Origin of the sequence: Paenibacillus medicaginis, assembly GCF_042138635.1 — a bacterium.
Classification (GTDB): Bacteria; Bacillota; Bacilli; order Paenibacillales; family Paenibacillaceae; genus Paenibacillus; species Paenibacillus medicaginis.
In genome coordinates this window covers 23,661-39,795 of the sequence record NZ_JBHIRY010000014.1, presented here as the reverse complement: position 1 = coordinate 39,795, position 16,135 = coordinate 23,661, and the positions used below count along the sequence as shown (strand labels likewise).

Sequence of the window (16,135 nt, the reverse complement as noted above, 5' to 3'; positions counted from 1 at the left end):
CTATCAAAAAGAAAGGATGGGATGCATGCTTGAGGTAAACCAATTAAGCAAAAGGTTTGAAGGGGGACGCGGTGTTGGAGAGCTGAACTTCTCCATGCAGCGGGGCGAGATCGTCGGTTTTCTCGGTCCGAACGGGGCAGGCAAAACGACCTCCATGCGGTTAATTACAGGTTATTTGCAGCCGACGAAGGGACAGGTTCTGCTTGACAGTATATCGGTGCACGATCAGGGACGCAGGGTGCGCTCACGCATCGGTTATTTGCCGGAAAATCCGCCGCTCTATCATGACATGACCGTTTCCGGCTACTTGAGCTTTGTAGCCAGCTTGCGGGATGTGGCGGCCAGGGAGCAGAAGGCCAGAATCAGCGAGATGATCAGCAGGCTCGGATTAAACGGGCGGGAGCGCCAATTGGTGCGCAGTCTGTCCAAAGGCTACAAACAGAGACTTGGGCTGGCCGGAGCCATCATTCACAAGCCTGATCTGCTCGTACTGGATGAGCCTACTTCCGGTCTGGACCCCAATCAGATTCTGGAAATCCGCCAGCTGATTCGTGAGTTGGGGGAGCAGCATACGGTGCTGCTTAGCACACATATCCTGCCCGAGGTAAGCACATTGTGCAACCGGGTGCTCATTATTAATCAGGGTAAGCTTGTTTTAGATGGCTCACCGGATTCTATCGGTGGCAGAGGGGATGAGCCGTTTAAGGTGGCCGTAGAGCTGAAGGGAGAAGAAAGCCGTATTCAAAGTGTGTTCAGTGAGTGGGAGCATGCAAGTGCGGAAGTGTTGAAAGATAATCCGGAAGCCGAGGTTCAAGGAACAGTCCGTCTTCTTCTGACAGGGCGATCAGGGGAGGATTTCCGTGAGCCGCTCTTTTATCTGCTGTCGGAAGCCGGTATTCCTGTCCTGGAAATGAAGAAAGAGAATATGAGTCTGGAGCAGATTTTCCAAAAGCTGACGACCAGCGAAGTCTCTGCCGGGCTTGCGCCGGTTGACGGGAAGGAGGCACAGGATGAAGAGAATGCTGGCCATCTGTCGTAAGGAGCTGCACGCTTATTTTTGGACCCCGGCCTCTTATTTTATATTGGCTGTGTATACACTGATTTCCGGTCTGTTTTTTTATACAAGCTTTGTTTTTTATCAACCGAGCATCGTGGACTACAGGCTTGTGTTGGGGGATACGCTTTCTCTGCTTATGTTTGTCATTCCGCTACTGACCATGAGACTGATGGCAGAGGAATTCCGCCAGGGAACGGACGAGCTGCTGCTGACATCACCGGCTAGCGCGGCGGAAATTATGATTGGCAAGTATCTGGCCTCATTGGTCATGATGGCGGTGCTTGTTCTGCTCAGCCTGCTCTACCCTGTTATGATGTCCTATTTTGGCAATCTTGATTACAATACCGTGTTTACTTCGGCATTAGGTTTGTTTTTGCTCGGAGCAGCCATGATGGCGGTCGGGTTGTTTGCATCCACGCTGTCCCAGCACCAGATGGTGGCTGCTGTTTCAGGTATTATCCTGCTGGTGGGCCTCTGGATGCTGAATTCCTTCGGAAGCGGAAGCGAGCTGCGGGAATGGCTTGAGCCGTTTTCGCTGTCCGCACGTTTTAACAGCTTTATCAAAGGACTCATCAACGGCGCGGATGTTCTCTTTTATATTACACTTGCCGTTCTGTTCCTGCTGCTCAGCATACAGGTTGTCGAGCGGAAGAGGTGGAGGTGATTGGCATGAAAAAATGGCTAAGCCGGACCAACAGCCTGATCCTGTCGGCGGCTCTTATCGGCATCTTTATCCTGTTGACGCTGTTCCTGCGTTCTTTGAGCGGCTTTCAGCTGGATCTGTCGGCAGGCAAGCAGTATACGCTGTCAGACCAGACACTGACTGCCTTGAAGAATCTTGGCGGGGATGTGCGCATCATTGCTTTTACGGTCGGCACATCGGCCAACCAGCGTTTGAATCAGGATGTTTCGGACATGCTGGATGAATATAAAAAGCACAGCAGCAAGTTGAAAATCGAGCAGTATGATTTGAATCAGGAGCCTGCGCTGGCGCAGCAGTACGGGGTATCCTCTGCATCGATTGTGCTGGAGCAGGGAGAGCAGCGGCGGACCATCGATATCGGAACGCTTTTCCGGGCGGTTGATCAGGAAGGCAATTATGAATTTTCCGGTGAGGAGCAGCTGACCTCGGCTTTGATGACCTTATCCTCTGCCGAGAAGCACAAGGTTGCTTTCCTGACGGGGCATGAAGAAATTCCGCTGTCCAGTATGACAAGCCTGAATTCGGCTCTGCAGCAAGGCAATGTCACCGCAGAAGAAGTACAGCTGAACCGCGACGGTGCGGTGCCTGAGGATGCGGAAGTGCTGGCGATGATAGGGCCGCAGCGGGATATCAGCACGGCAGAATTGAAAGCAATCCGCACCTATCTCGGGAATGGGGGCAAGCTGCTGCTGGCGCTCGGTTTTAATCAGGAAATGAAATCGGCCTGGACCAATATCGATAAGCTGGCCTCCGATTACGGAGTGAGCGATCTTCATGCGGTAACCGTGGACAACACGCAGACCAGCACCCTTGGACCGCTGTGGGTTGTTCCCGGCTTTGGCGATCATGATATTACACGCAAGCTGTCTGAATCCAACCTGTTCCCGATGCTGTCGCTGTCCATCGGCGTCAAAGCGGAGGAGCAATCCAAATGGCAGCTGACGTCGCTGCTGCAGTCCTCGGATGACAGCTATGCAGAGACCAATATTCAGGGACTGCTCAATAACGAAACCGAGTATAACGAGGGGCAGGACACGAAGGGACCCGTTGATTTGGGGTTTGCGGCGGATACGCAGGAAGGCAAACCGAAAGCGGTCATTTTGGGCACTTCCTCGCTGTTTAGCGATACGGAATTTATGAATGGCGGAAACCGGGATTTTGCGCTGAATACACTCAATTATTTGCGGGAACAATCGAATGATCTCACGATTCGGCCTCGCCAGCAGCAAAACTACGAGGTTGCCTACTTGACGCCTGTTCAGGCGAGAAGTGTTTTCGTGATCGCGGTTGCTGTTATTCCTTTGTTGTTTGCTGCAGTGGGCCTGCTTCTGTGGTGGAGGAGACGAAAAGCATGAGAAAATGGATACCTACGCTGGTGTTGGTGCTTATTTTTGCCGCCGGTGTCGTGTATGCCAGCAGCCATAATTTTTTTCGCGCATCCGATCCGGTGCCGCAGAAGCTGATGGCGGTTCATCGTGAAGTCGTAACCGGAATCAGGATTGAACAGACCGGCGGTGACCCTGTTGAAATGATAAAGCAGAATGACGAATGGGTTATGAAGCTTCCTCATGCGTACCCGTTAAACAGCTATGCCGTTGATAACTGGTTGAACGCGCTTGAAGCAGCAACGGCCGGTGACATGATAGAGGAGCAGCCCAAGAACCCGGAAAAGTATGGTATTGGCGGCCAGCATGGCTGGAACATCACGGTAACCGGAAACGAGGGTGCGGTTCATAAGCTGGCGGTGGGAAGCACGCTGCCATCCGGCAGCTCCTCCTACGTTCAATTGGAGAGCGGAGCGGTCATTTCCGTCGCGCAGGACGGCTTATCGGGGATGCTGCTGAGCGCAACCGAATTTACCGATACCACCCCATTTGAATGGGACAAGGCTCATTTGTCGGCATTGGAGTGGGAAGGCACATCCTTCTCCTGGGTACTGAAACGAGGGGAATCCGGCCCGGACTGGACCCTCAACGGAAAGCAGATCAAGGAGGAGGACGCTTCGTCATTATCGGACAAGTTAATTAATACCTCCACGTCCAAACAGCTCCGCAGCACGTCGGAGCTCAAGGAGGAATCGCACCGTTTTACGTTGACCGTAACCTTGGACGAAGGTAAAGCCCCCAAGGTTTATCAGGGCTGGACAACGACTGGCCAGACAGACACAGTGTGGATTATCCCCCCTGACAGCAATTGGGCTTATGCAGTTTCTGCCGCCAATGTTGAAGAAATAGAGCAGGCCGAGAACAGGAATTAGTTCCCTGTTCTCGGCCATTCAAACCTATAAGCCCCTTTCAGGCGGCGATTTCTTCTTTTTGCATTAAGCAGGGGATTGCACGCAGCAGCGGAGAGAACGAAGCAATTCCGGATAAAGCGGAGCGGTCGCCTTTGGCCCGAAGGGTCAACAGCGATTGGAGGAATGCTTCGTTCTCGGAGCGCCCAAAGAAAATCCCCATTATGCATAAGGAGAATCGCCGCCCCCCTCATCCAGAACATCTCAGGATAAACCCCTATTCCGTCGCGCATCCTATAGCCTGTCTCACATACTAACTTCATGGAGGATGAGCTGATGCCTGGAGCAAAAAAAGTAATTACTTTGTCCGTGTCGGCGGCTTTGATTGCCAGTATGTTCGGGATTGCAGGATGCGGCTACCGTGATAACGGCAACGGCGTCCGTACCCAAAACATCCGTTATGGCGTGACGGATACGAACCGGATCAACCGGTTTGGCGTCAATTCCACTGATATGCGGAACCGTCTGAACCCAAATGTTGTCGGCACTCGGAATTTGGACAATCTGAGCCCAAATGTTGTCGGTACTCGGAATTTCGACAATATGCGGTATAGTGCAGTGCTGTCCCGGCATATTTCGGAGATGAAGGGAATCCGCAACGCAACGGTGTTGGTGAACGATAACAGTGCTTATGTGGCCCTTTCCCAGGAAGGGCGGCGCGGAACGAATGCGACGATGCGGGAACGGACGACAGATATGGGGAATATGGGCATACGTGGCACAGTGGGCACAAGAGCTCCGTATACAACCAGCGGAATCGCTCCTGGATTGACAGGCAATAACTATGGCCCCGTTCCACGCGGGTCTATAGCTGATAACAACAGATTATACGGAACTTCCGGAACAGGCACAACTGCATTACCAAGCCATGTCCGCAACAAAGTGGCGAACAAAGTAAAACAGTATGCACCACATATTAAGCATGTCTACGTATCCAATGATCCTGATTTTGTGACCCGGATGGGCGGTTATGCACGTGATTTGGGAAATGGCCTGCCTTTTAGCGGGATGAGGAATGATTTCCGGACGTTGACAGATCGTCTATTTCCAGCGGGAACAATCGGCTTGGATGGAATCGGTCCAAGAGCAGGAACCATCAACCGCGGAAATTCGACCATTAGCGGCAATCGGTAACTTGTGTGTAGATGCATCTGAGCAAGCCGTGTTCCGTGACCGTGACGGACGCGGCTTGTTCATTTTACATAATGTTGTCGGCAAAGGCTTTTGTGTAGAAAATGTTGAGAAGTGACAGATACAATATATCTGATTTCATGCAATTAAAAACGTGTATTATGGAGTAGACAATTTTGAAACAGGAAGGGGCTGATAAACATATGCGCAGGCTGCTGCCATATTTGCTGATCTTGCTTGGTGGCCTGATTATCATTGCTCCCACGCTGCTGGAATGGAAAGAAGATCATAAGCAGAATGAGCTGATGCAGAAGACTGCTCAGTGGGAAGCAGAGCAGCAAAACGGCGGACAGAATCCGTCCTTAGCCGCCGAATACCAGCGGACATCCCGCCTCCTGGCGGAAGCAGAAGCAGATGAATCTGCGCCCATGGTCCAGCCCGAACTGTTAAAGAATGTAGACGGAGAGACACCCATTGCCGTCATTGAGATTCCGGTGATCGGGGTCAAGCTCCCGGTTCTGGAAGGGGCGACCCAGGAGAATATGCGCCATGCTACCGTACACATGTCCGAAACTGCGGCGATTGGAGCTGTAGGGAATGTGGCAATAGCAGCTCATCGGGCAAGAACCGAAGGACGGCTTTTCAACAGGCTGGATGAAGTGAAACTTGGCGATACCATCCCGGTAACCACTCCGTCAGGAAAGTTTGTGTACACCGTCGATCGGATTACTGTTGTTGATCCGACCGATCTATCCGTAATTGCCGATAAGGGGGAGGAGTCGATTTTGACATTGATCACCTGCACCCCTGGGGGAGAGCGGCGCCTGATCGTGCAAGCAAGACTTAATTGAAAATTTGATTATGCAACAAATAAAGGCCTCTGGCGAACCAGGGACCTTATTTTTTTTGGCATATTGCCAATTTACAGTCTTGGCGATGCCAGCGGTTTGCCATGAATCCAGACCGTCTTCAGGTCCAAATCGGGGCTCAGGAAGAGAATGTCAGCCTGCTTGCCAACCTCAAGCGACCCAGTCTGCTTATCGATTCCGATGGACATCGCCGGATTCAGACTCGCGGCAAGGGATGCTTCGGTGATGCTCAGGCCGACCTTCTGCACAAGAAAGCGGAAGCCTTCAATCATCGTTAACGTGCTGCCCGCTAGCGTGACTCCATCCTCCAGACGCGCAACTCCTGCCTGTACGATGACAGGGAGATCTCCGATCATGTAATGACCGTCCTCAAGCCCGGCGGCGGACATCGCATCCGTAATGAGGATCAGGTTGTGATCCTGCTTTAGTCTGGCCAACACGGCAACGGCCGCCGGATGCACATGAATGCCATCCGCGATCACTTCGGCTTCGATGCGCTGGTCATACATGACGGCTCCAGCCACACCCGGTTTGCGGTGATGAAGCGGTGTCATCGCGTTGAAGGTATGAACAGCATGGCGCAGCCCCGCTTCCACCGCGGCTTCAACATCCTCAAAGGACGCATCGGTATGTCCCAGCGCAGGAGTAATATCATGATCCCTGAGCCAGGAAATCAACTCCAAAGCCCCCTCCCTTTCAGGAGCAAGTGTAAGCTGTTTGACTAACCCCGGGTAGCTATCGTGCCATTCCTGAACCCAGTTTACATTGGGAAACGCGATATGCTCCGGATTTTGTGCCCCTGGCCACTTGGGACTGATAAACGGTCCTTCAAGGTGAACCCCTGCAAGCTGCGCGTAATCCGAGCCTCTGGAGATATACGCGTGAACCCCGGCCAAAACCTGCTCAATGCGGTCTTTAGGGGCGGTCATCGTTGTTGCCAGCATGGATGTCGTACCTTGTGAAGCATGAAAGGAAGTGATCCGATCCAGCACCTCCGGGTTTGCATCCATAAAGTCTGCGCCGTTTCCGCCATGGACATGGATATCGATAAATCCAGGCAGCAGATAGCCGCTTCGCGTCTCGCCCTGTACGGCTTCTTTTGTCAGCGCTGCCGGGATTTCCGCAGCAGTTCCCACATATTGCAGGATGCCGTCCTGCACCACAAGCGCCCCATCTTCGATGATTCCTTCAGGTGTGACGACAGATCCATATAAAATTTCGGCACGGTTGCTGTGGTTTATACTCATCGCAGCAACCCTCCGGCTTCCCGGTCGAGCAGAACGACCACATTCGGATGGCATTGCAACAGGGAAGCGGGACATTCGGTCGTAATAGGGCCGGTCAGCGCACGGTGAATGATCTCCGCTTTATCCGCCCCGCGTGCGACCAGCAGGATTTGTCTGGCCTTCAGTATGGAGGCAACACCCATCGTAACGGCTTGGGCAGGGACTTCATCAATGGATGGGAAAAAGCGGGCATTCGCCTGGCGAGTCTGTTCTACCAGCTCCACAACATGTGTGCCGCCAACCAGACTTGGCCCAGGCTCATTAAAACCGATATGTCCGTTATGCCCGATGCCAAGAAGCTGCAGGTCCACAGGACCGATTTCGTCAATCAGCCGGTCATAAGCTGCGCATTCTGCTTCAAGATCAGCCGCATTGCCGTCAGGCACATGGGTATTGGCCGGCTGGATATCCACGTGCTGAAACAGATGATGATTCATGAAGGTGCGGTAGCTTTCAGGATGGCCTTCCGGGAGTCCCACATATTCATCGAGATTGACGGTTGACGCCTGCGCAAAGCTTACAAGTCCGCGCTGGTGCATGTCCGTCAGATGGCGGTAAATGCCGACAGGCGAGCTGCCTGTGGCAAGTCCAAGCACAGCGCGCGGCTTGCTTTGCAGCAGACTGGCAATAATGCCCGCCCCCGTGGAACTCAAATCTTCTTCATGCTCAAAGGTCCAAATGTTCATTACAAATTCTCCTCCTTTTTTTTGCGGATGGTCCGCACGTTGCGGTAGGACTGCTCAAGCTTTGGAATATATCGGTTGAAGCCTGCGCTTACCATTCCGGTGAACAAAATATCTATGACATGAAGCTGGGCTATGCGGGACGCCATATCCCCCCTGCGCATGCCTTCTTCCAGAGAAGAGGAGAACAGCGGGATATCCGCGATGCCTGCCAGCGTATTGCTGCCGTAAGATGTGAGCGACATCGTATGTGCGCCGTTTGCTTTGGCCAGCCGCAGCGCATCGATCGTTTCAGGCGTTTCACCGGAGTAGGATATGGCCAGGGCCACATCTCCGGGACCGAGTGAGGAAGCGGATGTAATCTGCATATGGGAGTCGGGAAATGCCGTGCTATTGGCCCCGATCCGGATCAGCTTCTGGTAGAAATCCTGCGCCACGATGGAGGAGGTCGCCATACCGTAGAGATCGATCCTGCCTGCACTGCAGAGCAGCTGTACCGCTTGCTCCAATCGTTCCAAATCAAGCAGCCGGGTCGTGTCGGTGATGGAAGCAATATGGTTGGCTTCAATCGCCTGCACGATGATCGGAAGCGGGTTGCCTGCCACAATGTCCTGATAAGTCGCCTCTGTCGCCGGATGGCTGATTTCGGCGGCCAGCTTCATTTTAAAATCGGGATAACCCTTGAAATGAAGGGATTTGCAAAAACGGGTTACCGTCGCGGGACTGACACCTGCCTCTTCGGCCAGCTCCTTGATGCCAAGCCGTATGACCGCATCAGGTGAAGCCAGAATCGTCTCGGCAAGTCTGCGTTCCTGCAGAGGCAGGGCCGCGAGCTCCCTTTGCAGTGTCTTCAAAATGGCCGACATGGAATCGTCACCTCTTTTCTTTATGAAAATTATTTTAATTTTTTATGCGATTTATAAGAAAATTATTTTCATAATCATCATAGGAAATTTCAGCGCCAAAATCAAGAGGAAGCAAAAAATGATGATCTCCCGTTAAATATGACAAATTACTACATTTTATGCTATTGACGAATGGCAATTAACGAGAGTTATAATTGTATATAGTTCCATGTATGGAATTAGGAGGAGAATTCTACCTGTATTTTCTGTGCTGTCATTGTATCTTTGCATGCTTATGACTTGCCGGGCGGATCATCCAGAGAAACTCGCCTGCGCCCCGCCCCTCGCTTGCCGGCCATTCGGCCGCCAAAGAAAAGGAGGAGGAATCGAAATGCAGAGCCAAGTAATCCGCATGATCAGTGAAGTGAAGGAAGACCCGGAACTCGCCGGGAAGCTGGATGGCACTTCGGATATTATTCATGACGCAGGCCTGGATTCCCTGCAGCTGGTGCACTTTATGCTGAAGATTGAAGATGAATTTGACGTGGAAATCGATTTTGAAGATTTTGAACTGGAATATTTGAGTTCAATTGATGCCTTCTGCGGTTATATCCGGGAAATGAGGGAAAACCCAGGATTCGCGGAGACAACGGAAATCGGGACAGTATGACGGCATGACGCGTTAAGATTCATCAAATCGATAAGCGAGGTGCATAACCATGCAACCGAAAAGCAATGTGTTGATTGACGAGAAGGCATTCAAGCTGATCAAAAGAAATTTGAAAAACGCATCGGTTTCCTACCGCAACTCCGTCAAGGACCCTTCCTTCAGGACGGACATGCCCCAGACGATCGGCATCAAGCTGACGAACCGCTGTAATCTCCGTTGTACTCACTGCTTTGAATGGAATGAGGACGGCTACCACCACCAGATGGACAAGGAAGAACAGAATATGGATTTGGACCCTGCGCTGCTCAGACAAATTTTACAGGAGACGAAGGAGGCCAAATCCCGCTTGTATATGTGGGGTGGAGAACCGATGTTCCACCGCCGCTTTGCTGAAATTTTGGACGTGCTGGCCGAAGACCGGCGGGAGATGACGTTTTGTACGAACGGCCTCCTGATCGACAAGTACCTGGACCGGATTCTGGACCTGTCGGAAAATCTGGAGCTGTTGATCGCCGTTGAGGGCTTCGAGCGGGAGCATGATCTGATCCGCGGCAAAGGCACCTTCAAAAAAACGATGACACAGATGCGGCGGCTGATCGAGTTCCGCGACCAGGGCCTGTATAAAGGCAGAGTAACCGTGCATGCAGTCATCAATGACAACATGATCGGACGGATGTTCGAATTTCTCGAAATGTTCGAAAGCATGGGGCTGGATCTCGTGCTGCTTACGTTCCCATGGTATATCTCCAAAGAAACCTCACTCAAGATGGACGACTATTTCTCCCGTAACTTCTCCTGGCTGCGCTCGCTTGAGGAAAACAATATCAGCAGCTGGCATGCCTTTAAATACAAAATCAATCCGGACAACATCGAGCCGCTCATGCAGGAGCTCCGCCGTATCAATGAGCGTGTATGGAATATCCGTGTCCGTTATCAGCCTGGCCTCGATTTCGAGGAAATCGACAAATTCATTCATGGCGATGAAATGGTCAGCCGCTGCTCCTCGCGTTGTCTTGCCCTGAATTCACGCACTGACATTTTGCCGGACGGGAAGGTGATGCCCTGCAAGTTTTTCAGTGAGTTCACGATCGGCAGTCTGCGGGAGCACAGTCTGAAGGAAATCTGGGAATCCGACCAATATGAAATGACCCGGTCCATCATCAACGAAAACGGGCTGACACCTGTATGCTCCAAATGCAGCGTGCTGTATCTCCATGGAGCCGGATCGCTGAAATATATTTGAGCGGCGGCCGTGGCGGCAGAGCAGCATTAAAAAGGAGATGCACGTGATGGATCGTATTTCGGATGTAAATGTATTGGCAGCGCTCTCAACCGACCGCAGTCAGCATGTGTTCATCTGGCTGTTCAATATTGGCGCTGAGGAGGTATGGCATCCCGGTTCACGGGGAATCGCCGATCCGGCGGAGCAGACCGTGGTGAACCGAATGGAGGAAATGAACCTGCTGCTCTGCCGTAGTCAGGATATTATCGTGCTGCGGGAGCAGCCGGAACCGCATTTTCTGGAGACGCTGCGGCGAATGGGGTTCACCATTCCCCGCATCGAGGTGCCGGCGCCTTCCGACCCGCTGATGCCGATTACCGAGCTGTTACTTGCCGATGAAGGGCTGCTGCAGCGGCTGCAGACCGCATCGCAGGAAGCGGGCGGCGCTTATCTGATGCCCTATGCTGTGACATGGAAGGAAGAGCTGGTTGCTGAACGCTGCTCCCTTACCTTGCTCGGAGCGAGCCCGGATCTGTGTGCACGTGTGAATGACAAGATTTTCAGCCGCAGGATGGCTGAAAATCTTGGTTTTCCGGTTACAGAAGGGGCCGTATGCAAGGATGAAACGGAGGTGCAGGCGGCGTGCGGCCGCATCGCGGCGGAAGCTGCGGGTCCTGTCCGCTTTATTATCAAGCAGCCGCACGGGGCTTCCGGCAAAGGCATGCTTCTCGTCGAGGACCTGTCCCGGCTGAATGGGGTTCTGAATGTGATGAAGCGCTTTGCCGGACGTGATTCCCTTGCGTCTGGCTGGCTGGTGGAACGGTGGTATGGCAAACAGCTGGATCTGAATTACCAGATTTATATTGGTAGGGATGGTGGAGTGACCCTGTTTTCACTGAAGGTCCAGCAGCTTGCCGGAACGGTGTATACCGGCTCCCGCATGCCTGCGGAACTGGGCAACAGGCTGGAGGAGGAGATCCGCGGCTGTGCGGAACAGCTTGGCGCCTCCTTGTTTGCCGCCGGTTATACCGGAATTGCGTCCATTGACGGTTTTGTGGATGAGGACGGCCGGCTCTTTCCGGTTATTGAAATCAACGGCAGGTTGACACTCTCGACCTATATTTCGTTTGTATCCGCCGTGCTTGGAGAACGCAAGTTTTTGTCCCGTTATTACCGGGTTGTCTCTGCTGAGCCGCTGACGTATGAATCCCTCTGCGGGCTGCTCCGGGAGAATGGGCTGCTGTACGGTCCAGAACACCCGGAAGGGGTGATTGCGTATACGGCGGGTACCCTTTCTGCGGCCCGTCTGAAGCAGGGATTTATCAGCCGCATTTTCACGCTGATTGCCGCAGACAGCTGGGAAGAGGCTGAAGATTATGCGCACCGGCTGGAACAGGCATTAGCCGATCTCCAGCAAGTACAGGTCCTGCACACATGAATTTTATGAAATGAAACCTGCGAGAGAATGGAGGAATTCGGATGGAGACGACGGCAAACATCGTGGTGCCTCTGCTGGAAAAGGTGTTGAAGCTGCCGGCTGGAGAGCTGGATGGACTGGAACCGGACAGGGACCTGCGCAGCCTTGGACTCAATTCGCTGTCGGCGGTTGAATTGATTGTAGAACTGGAGAACGAACTGAATATTATGATCGATGACGATAATCTGGTGCTTGATAAGCTGTCCACGCTTGAGGGAATCGGACAGCTCCTGGGCAGATATGCATAAGGCGGGGGCAGCTTTACATGGACAGTCCGTATCGGGTGCAAGCCGGGTAGGCAAGCATTGCCTCTATTCTTCTCTGTGCGGCCTGCTGTTGCACCGAGGCATTGCAGCAGCCGAGGCTGATTTGTTTCTATTGGCGGGCAGCATGAACGCGGAATATGAGGGCGAGCTGCGTCCGTTTGGTCCGGGAACGTTCGGGGACCAGCTGCGCAGAATTACGGCCTCCGGTGGCCCTGCCATCCGGGTTGAAGCCTGGGATCCGCAGGACAGCGATCCGCACAAACTGGTGAAGGTACTGCATAGCGGGTATGGCACGATGCTGCACGTATCCAGCGCAGCCTTGACGTATCACGAGATTTACGTCATCAACCGCGCACGCGGACATGTGATCGAGCTGCATGGACTGGATGCGGAGTCAGGGGATGTCCATGTATCAGACAGCTTTCTGCTGGACTCATCAGGCCAGGCGTTTCAATACACGGGTACTGCCCGCCTGGATGATCTGCTGGGTGGAATACTGGATTATGCCTGGCTGGCGCTTCCGCCAGCCGCGCTTTCACCAGCCAGAATGTATCAAGCGTGCGCCCTGCATATCCGGGATTATCTGACAGGCCGGAGCGACGAGCCACGGTTCCGGAAAGGAGATGCGGCTTATCGTGCCTTCATAGCGGATTTTCAACTGCTGTCCGGGATGAACGATCAGGAATTCCGGCACCACTGTGGAGAGATTTATTACCAGCTGCGGATTGGCACTGCGCTTACCCTGGCAGATTATCTCCATGATTATGCCTTGCTCCATGAGGATACGCTGGGGGCGGAAGTGCGCTTAATCGCGGACAGGGCAAAAGAGCTTTATGCCGGCTGGCACCGCCTGAATCTTCTGATCTACAAGACCGGTCTGCAGCTTGACAGACGCCGCGTGCCGGCGATCATCAACCGTGCCAATGAACTGGCCGATCAGCAGTACCGGCTGCTTGAAGGCCTGCTGCCTCTTGTGGAACACGCTTCACAACATGAGTGAGGGGGAAACGTTTTGCCGGCCATTACACTGAACCGATTGTCGAAAACATTTACGTACTACAAAAAAGAACCGGGTGTGCGGAAATCGCTGCAAAACCTGTTTCGCAGGGAAAAGCTGGCCAAGGAAGCCGTTAGGGACGTCAGCTTTTCCGTCAGGGAGGGCGAAATGGTCGGTTTTCTCGGGCCGAACGGGGCCGGCAAAACGACGACTCTGAAAATGCTGTCAGGCATTCTGCATCCGAGCAGTGGCGAAGCTTCCGTGCTGGGATTTACGCCCTGGAAACGGCAGAAGGAATTCAAGCGCCAGTTCTCCATCGTCATGGGCCAGAAAAACCAGCTATGGTGGGATTTGCCTGCAAGCGAATCCTTTGAGCTGAACAAGCTGATTTACGAAATCGGTGACCAGGAATACCGCGCTTCGCTGGACGAGCTGGTCACGCTGCTCGGTGTGGAGGAGCAGATGCATGTGCAGGTGCGGCGGCTGTCGCTCGGGGAACGTATGAAAATGGAACTGATTGCCGCGCTGCTGCACCGGCCGAAAGTGATTTTGCTGGATGAGCCGACCATCGGTCTGGATATGGGTTCCCAGCGCCGGATTCGGGAATTCTTCAAGGCGTATAACCGGCAGCACCGGACCACGGTGCTGCTGACCAGCCATTACATGAAGGATATCGAGGATTTATGCACAAGGGCGATCATTATTAGCGGCGGGAGTCTTGTCTATGACGGGGACCTGAAGAGCGTCAATGAGCGGCTGGGCGCCCGCAAGCTGCTCAAGGTCCGGCTGGCCGAGCCGGTCGCCCGGAAGCAGCTAACGGGTCTGGGCAGCGTCCGTTCCTGCGATCAGATGGAGGCTGTTTTTGAGGTGGATGCGGAAGATACGCTCGGTTGGTCGAAAAAGGTGCTTGATGCGCTGCCTGTTGTGGATTTTACCATTGAGGATGTGCCTTTGGAGGAGGGCATTGAAAATCTGTACAACGAAGGCAGATGGGCTGATGCGAAATAATCTGATTGCAAATAACAAGTATGTCAAAGTGTTTCTGCTCGGCATGCAGAACGAGATGGAGTACAGGACGAACTACTGGCTGCAGCTTTTTTCCTTCACCCTGCCGTTAATGACACAGGTATTTCTCTGGCTTGCTGTTTTTGGCTCTTCGGGCGAACGGCGGCTGCTTGGTTATACGCTGGAGGAAATGCTTATTTATGTGGTGATGGCAGCGGTCACCGGCAGGCTGATTGCGGCCGGATTTGAATACGAGATTGCGGCAGATATCAAGGAGGGCGGCCTTGGCAAATTTCTTGTGCAGCCTGTTCATTATTTCGCCTATCGTTTTTTCCGGTTTGCTGGCGGCAAAGCGGTGCAGAGCACGGTCATTTGGGCAGGCGCTGTCTGTATGCTGGTCGGGCTCCGTCTGTCAGGCGGCACTGACTTTTCAATGACGTATCTTTTGTTGTATATGCTGACTCTGCCCGGAGCGCTGCTGCTGAATTTTCTCGTCTATTATACGCTCAGCGGCATGGCCTTCTGGGTTACGGAATCCTCGGGGCTGTTCTATACGCTGTCCCTTGTCATATACGTAGCGAGCGGAACCGTTTTTCCATTGACGATATTCGGGGATGTGGCAGGCAGGCTGCTGAGCCTGCTGCCATTTGCCTATACGGTGTTTTTTCCCGTGAATGCGATCACCGGAAAACTGGAAGCCCCCCTCATTGCGGCTGGCATTGGGGTACAGGTTTTCTGGATTGCCGTCTTTTTTATTCTTTCGGGTGTGGTATGGCGCGCAGGTGTCAGACGCTTTGTGTCCGTGGGAGGGTAAAATGAGCAATTTGTTGCGGACCTGTATCCGCTATGCCAGGCTGTATGGGCGGTTCATCAAATTTTCCGTCATGTCGCAAATGGAATACCGGATCAATTTTATCACCGCATTTCTCGTGGAGACGGCTTACCTGCTGATCAAGCTGCTCTATGCCTCGGTCCCTTACCGGACAGGCACGGACATCAACGGATGGTCCCCGGATGCGGTGCTTCTGTATATCGGTGTATTTACGATCATGAGCGGTCTGTACAGCGGGCTTTTTTACAGCAATTTTACCGGGCTCCCGGTCAAAATCCGCACAGGCTCGCTGGATGTGCTGATGACCCAGCCGGTCTCCCTGCAGTTTATTGTCACCCTGCGGCAATTCGATCTCGGGTACACCATCCCGAATGTCGTGGGGGGCGGCATTATGGCAGGCATCGGCTGGCATCGACTGCAGCTTCCGTTCACCTGGGACGCGATTGGCGGTTTTGCTTTGCTGCTCGTAGCCGGTGTGCTTACCGCTTATTCCGTCTTTCTGCTGCCGCAAATGCTGGGCTTCTGGACCATCCGCACGAACGGGGTGACGGAATTGTCGAACAGCCTGTTTGAAACGAATTATGTGCCGATGTCGGTATACAGCAATCTCATTCAGAGGATCGGCATTTTTGTGCTGCCGGTATTCGTCATCTGCAATTTTCCGCCGATGTTTGTGCTGGGCATGATGAACGGCGGCATGCTGCTGTGGGCTGTGCTGGCGCCACTGTGGCTGCTGCTGCTTGTGCGGCTGATCTGGCAGTTCGCACTGCGCGGTTATACCAGTGCCAGTCAATGACCG

17 protein-coding genes are annotated in these 16,135 nt (G+C 53.2%); 14 read left to right on the top strand and 3 right to left on the bottom strand.

Annotation, left to right across the window (positions count from 1 at the left end; translation table 11 throughout):
* Positions 1-25: 25 nt before the first annotated feature.
* From ACE5LO_RS15035 to ACE5LO_RS15010, 6 genes are all read left to right on the top strand, one after another.
* A complete protein-coding gene (locus tag ACE5LO_RS15035; RefSeq protein ID WP_375520836.1) occupies positions 26-1,039 on the top strand; it encodes an ABC transporter ATP-binding protein in 1,014 nt (337 codons plus the stop codon).
* Complete coding sequence (locus ACE5LO_RS15030) at positions 1,011-1,721, top strand: ABC transporter permease (RefSeq protein WP_375520835.1); 711 nt, start codon at positions 1,011-1,013, stop codon at positions 1,719-1,721. The genes ACE5LO_RS15035 and ACE5LO_RS15030 overlap by 29 nt, the downstream gene beginning before the upstream one ends.
* Before the next feature lie 5 nt (positions 1,722-1,726).
* Entirely contained in the window at positions 1,727-3,115 is a 1,389-nt protein-coding gene (locus tag ACE5LO_RS15025) for a GldG family protein (RefSeq protein ID WP_375520834.1), read from the top strand.
* Entirely contained in the window at positions 3,112-4,017 is a 906-nt protein-coding gene (locus tag ACE5LO_RS15020) for a DUF4340 domain-containing protein (RefSeq protein ID WP_375520833.1), read from the top strand. The genes ACE5LO_RS15025 and ACE5LO_RS15020 overlap by 4 nt, the downstream gene beginning before the upstream one ends.
* 312 nt (positions 4,018-4,329) lie before the next feature.
* Positions 4,330-5,187 (top strand): YhcN/YlaJ family sporulation lipoprotein, encoded by an 858-nt coding sequence (locus ACE5LO_RS15015; RefSeq protein WP_375520832.1) that lies wholly within the window; start codon positions 4,330-4,332, stop codon positions 5,185-5,187.
* Between the two features lie 173 nt (positions 5,188-5,360).
* Positions 5,361-6,035, top strand: coding sequence for a class D sortase (locus ACE5LO_RS15010; RefSeq protein WP_375520831.1), 675 nt, complete (start codon positions 5,361-5,363; stop codon positions 6,033-6,035).
* A 71-nt stretch (positions 6,036-6,106) separates the two neighbouring features.
* Here ACE5LO_RS15010 and nagA read toward each other — a convergent pair whose 3' ends face one another.
* The 3 genes from nagA to ACE5LO_RS14995 are packed head-to-tail and all read right to left on the bottom strand — an operon-like array spanning position 6,107 to position 8,888.
* The gene (gene nagA, locus ACE5LO_RS15005) at positions 6,107-7,300 is read right to left on the bottom strand and encodes an N-acetylglucosamine-6-phosphate deacetylase (RefSeq protein ID WP_375520830.1); all 1,194 of its coding nucleotides are present in this window, start codon (positions 7,298-7,300) and stop codon (positions 6,107-6,109) included.
* Positions 7,297-8,025: a glucosamine-6-phosphate deaminase gene (gene nagB, locus ACE5LO_RS15000; protein WP_375520829.1), complete on the bottom strand. Its 729-nt coding sequence runs from the start codon at positions 8,023-8,025 to the stop codon at positions 7,297-7,299. Before nagB ends, nagA begins: the two co-directional genes overlap by 4 nt.
* Positions 8,025-8,888: a MurR/RpiR family transcriptional regulator gene (locus tag ACE5LO_RS14995; RefSeq protein WP_375520828.1), complete on the bottom strand. Its 864-nt coding sequence runs from the start codon at positions 8,886-8,888 to the stop codon at positions 8,025-8,027. The genes nagB and ACE5LO_RS14995 overlap by 1 nt, the downstream gene beginning before the upstream one ends.
* Before the next feature lie 370 nt (positions 8,889-9,258).
* On the opposite strand from ACE5LO_RS14995, the gene ACE5LO_RS14990 reads away from it, so the two are divergent.
* Genes ACE5LO_RS14990 through ACE5LO_RS14955 form a run of 8 tightly spaced genes read left to right on the top strand, consistent with a single transcriptional unit; the run spans position 9,259 to position 16,132 of the window.
* Positions 9,259-9,537: a phosphopantetheine-binding protein gene (locus ACE5LO_RS14990; RefSeq protein WP_375355209.1), complete on the top strand. Its 279-nt coding sequence runs from the start codon at positions 9,259-9,261 to the stop codon at positions 9,535-9,537.
* A gap of 49 nt (positions 9,538-9,586) precedes the next feature.
* Positions 9,587-10,780 (top strand): radical SAM protein, encoded by a 1,194-nt coding sequence (locus tag ACE5LO_RS14985; RefSeq protein ID WP_375520827.1) that lies wholly within the window; start codon positions 9,587-9,589, stop codon positions 10,778-10,780.
* A 46-nt stretch (positions 10,781-10,826) separates the two neighbouring features.
* Positions 10,827-12,197 (top strand): preATP grasp domain-containing protein, encoded by a 1,371-nt coding sequence (locus tag ACE5LO_RS14980; RefSeq protein ID WP_375520826.1) that lies wholly within the window; start codon positions 10,827-10,829, stop codon positions 12,195-12,197.
* 41 nt (positions 12,198-12,238) lie between these two features.
* The gene (locus ACE5LO_RS14975; RefSeq protein WP_375355212.1) at positions 12,239-12,484 is read left to right on the top strand and encodes an acyl carrier protein; all 246 of its coding nucleotides are present in this window, start codon (positions 12,239-12,241) and stop codon (positions 12,482-12,484) included.
* Entirely contained in the window at positions 12,447-13,502 is a 1,056-nt protein-coding gene (locus ACE5LO_RS14970; RefSeq protein WP_375520825.1) for a BtrH N-terminal domain-containing protein, read from the top strand. Before ACE5LO_RS14975 ends, ACE5LO_RS14970 begins: the two co-directional genes overlap by 38 nt.
* A 12-nt stretch (positions 13,503-13,514) precedes the next feature.
* On the top strand, positions 13,515-14,507 hold the full coding sequence (locus tag ACE5LO_RS14965; RefSeq protein ID WP_375520824.1) for an ABC transporter ATP-binding protein: 993 nt from the start codon (positions 13,515-13,517) through the stop codon (positions 14,505-14,507).
* 4 nt (positions 14,508-14,511) lie between these two features.
* Positions 14,512-15,318 (top strand): ABC transporter permease, encoded by an 807-nt coding sequence (locus tag ACE5LO_RS14960; RefSeq protein WP_375520921.1) that lies wholly within the window; start codon positions 14,512-14,514, stop codon positions 15,316-15,318.
* A 1-nt stretch (position 15,319) separates the two neighbouring features.
* Entirely contained in the window at positions 15,320-16,132 is an 813-nt protein-coding gene (locus ACE5LO_RS14955) for an ABC transporter permease (RefSeq protein WP_375520823.1), read from the top strand.
* The last annotated feature ends 3 nt before the right edge of the window (positions 16,133-16,135 follow it).

Excerpts from the sequence above, each read along its gene's own strand:
- ACE5LO_RS15030 (WP_375520835.1), top strand. The coding sequence starts at position 1,011 with ATGAAGAGAATGCTGGCCATCTGTCGTAAGGAGCTGCACGCTTATTTT.
- ACE5LO_RS14955 (WP_375520823.1), top strand. The coding sequence starts at position 15,320 with ATGAGCAATTTGTTGCGGACCTGTATCCGCTATGCCAGGCTGTATGGG.
- ACE5LO_RS14995 (WP_375520828.1), bottom strand. The coding sequence starts at position 8,888 with ATGTCGGCCATTTTGAAGACACTGCAAAGGGAGCTCGCGGCCCTGCCT.
- ACE5LO_RS15025 (WP_375520834.1), top strand. The coding sequence starts at position 1,727 with ATGAAAAAATGGCTAAGCCGGACCAACAGCCTGATCCTGTCGGCGGCT.
- ACE5LO_RS14975 (WP_375355212.1), top strand. The coding sequence starts at position 12,239 with ATGGAGACGACGGCAAACATCGTGGTGCCTCTGCTGGAAAAGGTGTTG.
- ACE5LO_RS14985 (WP_375520827.1), top strand. The coding sequence starts at position 9,587 with ATGCAACCGAAAAGCAATGTGTTGATTGACGAGAAGGCATTCAAGCTG.
- nagB (WP_375520829.1), bottom strand. The coding sequence starts at position 8,025 with ATGAACATTTGGACCTTTGAGCATGAAGAAGATTTGAGTTCCACGGGG.
- ACE5LO_RS14990 (WP_375355209.1), top strand. The coding sequence starts at position 9,259 with ATGCAGAGCCAAGTAATCCGCATGATCAGTGAAGTGAAGGAAGACCCG.
- ACE5LO_RS15015 (WP_375520832.1), top strand. The coding sequence starts at position 4,330 with ATGCCTGGAGCAAAAAAAGTAATTACTTTGTCCGTGTCGGCGGCTTTG.
- ACE5LO_RS15020 (WP_375520833.1), top strand. The coding sequence starts at position 3,112 with ATGAGAAAATGGATACCTACGCTGGTGTTGGTGCTTATTTTTGCCGCC.
- nagA (WP_375520830.1), bottom strand. The coding sequence starts at position 7,300 with ATGAGTATAAACCACAGCAACCGTGCCGAAATTTTATATGGATCTGTC.
- ACE5LO_RS15035 (WP_375520836.1), top strand. The coding sequence starts at position 26 with ATGCTTGAGGTAAACCAATTAAGCAAAAGGTTTGAAGGGGGACGCGGT.
- ACE5LO_RS14980 (WP_375520826.1), top strand. The coding sequence starts at position 10,827 with ATGGATCGTATTTCGGATGTAAATGTATTGGCAGCGCTCTCAACCGAC.